We start from the raw sequence: 3,754 nt of genomic DNA, 5'->3' as shown, positions 1-3,754 counted from the left end.
CCGGGATGCCGGCCGACAAGCTCGCCCGGCGGGTGCAGGAGCTTCACGAGTTCAATCCGATGCTCGGCCATCGCGGTTGCCGCCTCGGCATCACCTATCCCGAGATCTACGAAATGCAGGCCCGCGCCATCTTCGAGGCCGCCATCGAGGCCGCCAAGGAGACCGGCGAGGCCGTGACGCCCGAGATCATGATCCCGCTCGTCTCGATGAAGGCCGAACTCGACCTGCTGAAAGACAAGATCGTCGCCGTGGCGGCGGCGGTCGAAAAGGAGAAGGGGACGAAGCTCGTCTACCAGATCGGCACCATGATCGAACTGCCGCGGGCTGCCCTGATGGCCCGGCAGATCGCCGAATCGGCCGAGTTTTTCTCCTTTGGAACCAATGACTTGACGCAAACGACCTATGGCATCAGCCGGGACGATGCGGCCAATTTCATGAACGACTACCTGACCAAGAAGCTGATCTCGCAGGACCCCTTCGTCTCGCTCGACGCCGAGGGCGTGGGCGAACTCGTCCGCATCGCGGCCGAGCGGGGCCGGACCACCCGGCCGGAGATCAAGCTCGGCATTTGCGGCGAGCATGGCGGCGACCCGGCCTCGATCGCCTTCTGCGAGGAGGTGGGCCTCACCTATGTCTCCTGCTCGCCCTACCGGGTGCCGATCGCCCGCCTCGCGGCGGCCCAGGCGGCTCTTTCGGTGGCCGCGAATGCCGGGCATGAGTGAACGGAAATCTGGCCCCGAAGGGCCGGTTTCCCTCGCTTTTTAACGATTGCGTTAACCTTTGAAGGGGGTCGAAAGGCCCCCTTTTTCGTCGTCCGCGGCCGACCCGGAAAGAGGGGCGGGCGGTGCCCCAAGTTCGCCCGAGAACCGCCATCCGCCTGGGCTATAAGTCCTTACACGGATTAATTTTCGGGTATATCTCTGGCATATATGTTCGTAGACGGAATATATGATCCGGCGACGTTTGAAACAAATTCTCCGGACTCGTGTATCGGCACGCAAAGTGTCGCGAATAAAGAGTGCATGGGAGACATCGATCTTTTGAGTTGACGAGCCATGTTTTTGCCGCAGTTGCGGCGGGTTGCAGCAGAATCAGTCTGCGTACCAATGCGCGAACTGCGACGAATGGGCACGATAAAGAGACAAATAATCACGCAAATTAGCCCTATTTACCGCTTTATTCGTTTGCGAAATGCTCGAAATGACAATGACATAGAAGAAAGTCGCAAACGCAACGCAACGAAATGGTTGTCGCCTCGTTATGCGTGTGCTACTTCGGCGGTCCTTGTTAAGTGTGTGAATGCCCAGGTGTCGGGACGGCATCGGGCTCTGGCACGTACTGTCGGCGCTGTCCGCAGTATCTCGGTAAATGCCCAGTGGGGGGCGAAAGCAATTTGCGCAAGCAGATTGCTCCGAGGACTGAGTGAACAACAAAGCGGTCGGATTGGAGAACGATGCGTAGACTTCTCGAGTGGCTCGATGTGAGCCACGCTATCTCTGGCGCACTTCATGTGACGGTCGGCCTCGTCGGTCTGGCCGTCGTATCCGGCGCTCTTCTCAGCAGCATGACGACGACGGAAGCGCTTCCCGTTGCGGCCGCCGCCATCCATCAAGTCGCTTCCGCCACGCCCGCGGACGGACAAATCCTTCAGGCGAGTCTCGCGGTCGCCGCGCCCTCGATCGCCGTGCCCGCGGTCTTTCGTCAGGCGGATGCGACGTCGGCGCTCGTGCAGAACGCGGTCGCGGTAACGCCCGCGATCCATATCGATCTTCGCGATCTCGAAAAAGAGAGACGCTGTCTTACCGAGGGCATCTATTTCGAGGCGCGCGGGGAAAGCGCGGTGGGCCAGCTCGCCGTCGCGGAAGTGATTGTCAACCGCGTGACGTCGGGCCTTTATCCGGCGAGCATCTGCGGCGTCGTCTTCCAGGGACAGAAGTCCAAGCAGTGCCAGTTCTCTTTCGCCTGCAACGGCGACATGGACCGTCCGCGCGATCCGGTAGCGTGGCGCAAGGCTCAAAAGCTCGCGCATTACGTGCTTGCGGGGAAGGTTCGCACCAGCATCGTCGGGCCGGCGACCTATTATCACGCGACCTATGTGAGCCCGAACTGGGCGCAAAGCATGATCGAGGTCGCCAAGATCGGTCAGCACGTCTTCTACCGCACGGCCGACGCCAACGATTTTAATCCGTCGTAACGGGTGCTCTCCTCGGCGGATTGAAAAATGGCGGGACTCAGGTCCCGCCATTTTTTATCTGCGTGTCGCGATTGGCGACGAGGACGCCTCAGCCCGCCTTCGAGCGCGCCGCTGCTTCCTCGATCATCTTCGCGATCGGACCCGTCGTCGCGATCTGCTCGCGGACGAGTTCCGGCATGTTGCCGGCCGCCTTGTCGAGCTCGGCGAGTTCCGGCGGCACGTACCAGTGCAGCTTGTCCGAGCCATAGGCTTCCCATACGACCTTCGCGACCTCGACCGGCGGGATCGCGCGGAACATGCCGTCCTTCGGCGCATTGGCGGCGGCGCCCGGCGGCAGGATCGGCGTGTCGATGAGACCGGGAAGCACGTCGGCGGCGCGGATCCCGTAGCGGCGGAATTCGATCGAGAGCGCTTCCGTCAGTCCCTTCACCGCATGCTTCGTCGCGGAATAGACGGCGATGCCCGGCATGCCGTAGGTCGCCGACGAGGACGAGGTGGTGAAGCACATCGCGTTCGGCGTCGCCTTCAGGAGCGGCATCGCCGAATGGATGCCGTTCAGTACACCGATGAAATTGACGTGGACGACCTTCAACACGTCCTCGAAGGGCTGCTCGTCGAAAAAGCCGCCCGCGCCGATGCCGGCATTGTTGTAGAGGACGTCCATTTTCCCGCCGGTGGCGGCGCCGAATTCGGCGAGCGCCTTCTCGTAATCCTTCTTGTCGGTGACATCGAGGCGGCGGATCAGGCAGTTTTCGGCGCCGATTTCCTTCTCGAGCGTCGTTAACCCTTCGACATTCAGATCGAAGGCGCCGACGAACCAGCCTTTCTCGTGAAAGAGCTTCGCGGTCTCCCGGCCCATGCCCGAGGCCGCGCCGGTGACGAAGATGGATTTACGCCCGTTCGCGCTTCCCATAATACCTCCCTTGTGGCGTTTTTTGTTTCGATGGACCGCATTCTAGTCAGAATGGGGGCTTCAAGGCGAATAGAAAGCCGTGGAGAGGCAGCGCCGCAACCCAGTACAAAGGGCGAACAGACAAGCGAGGCGGCTCACTGAGCCGCTACGGGCCGGGAAAGGGCCTTCGGAGAGCGGACCGGCGCTCAGGCCGTCAGGCTGTCGAAATCGAGGCCGAGATCGAGGGTTCTGGCCGAATGGGTCAGCGCGCCCGAGGAAATGAGATCGACACCAGCCGCCGCGATGGCCGGGGCGGTTTCGACGGTGATCCGGCCCGAGGCTTCGGTGATGGCGCGGCCGGCGACGAGGGCGACGGCCTCGCGGAGCTGGGCCGGACCCATATTGTCGAGCAGCACCAATTCGGCTTTCGCGTCGAGCGCTTCGGCGAGCTGGTCGAGCGTGTCCACCTCGACCTCGATCTTGACCATGTGACCGATATGGGCGCGGGCTCGCGCGATGGCGGCCGCGATGCCGCCGGCGATCGCGATGTGGTTGTCCTTGATGAGCACGGCGTCGTCGAGGCCGAAGCGGTGGTTCTGGCCGCCGCCGGCGCGGACCGCGTATTTCTCGAGCGCGCGCAGCCCCGGCGTCGTCTTGCGGGTGCAGCA

The 3,754-nt window shown here is 62.3% G+C and carries 4 protein-coding genes; 2 read left to right on the top strand and 2 right to left on the bottom strand.

Annotation, left to right across the window (positions count from 1 at the left end; genetic code table 11):
• Together VMR03_RS03325 and VMR03_RS03320 are read left to right on the top strand one after the other, a co-directional pair.
• The coding region (locus VMR03_RS03325) for a putative PEP-binding protein (RefSeq protein WP_325402266.1) at positions 1 to 722 on the top strand (722 nt) is incomplete at its 5' end.
• A 731-nt stretch (positions 723 to 1,453) separates the two neighbouring features.
• On the top strand, positions 1,454 to 2,194 hold the full coding sequence (locus VMR03_RS03320) for a cell wall hydrolase (RefSeq protein WP_325402264.1): 741 nt from the start codon (positions 1,454 to 1,456) through the stop codon (positions 2,192 to 2,194).
• 88 nt (positions 2,195 to 2,282) lie between these two features.
• On the opposite strand, the gene VMR03_RS03315 is transcribed toward VMR03_RS03320, so the two are convergent.
• Complete coding sequence (locus VMR03_RS03315) at positions 2,283 to 3,107, bottom strand: SDR family oxidoreductase (protein WP_325402262.1); 825 nt, start codon at positions 3,105 to 3,107, stop codon at positions 2,283 to 2,285.
• Positions 3,108 to 3,292: 185 nt separating this feature from the next.
• Positions 3,293 to 3,754 (bottom strand): carboxylating nicotinate-nucleotide diphosphorylase (gene nadC, locus VMR03_RS03310; RefSeq protein ID WP_325402260.1); only part of this gene is annotated, 462 nt, incomplete at its 5' end.

It is taken from the genome of Parvibaculum sp., assembly GCF_035511255.1.
Lineage (GTDB): Bacteria > Pseudomonadota > Alphaproteobacteria > Parvibaculales > Parvibaculaceae > Parvibaculum.
The sequence above is the reverse complement of the archived record's forward strand: the minus strand, read 5'-3'. Positions and strand labels throughout refer to the sequence as shown.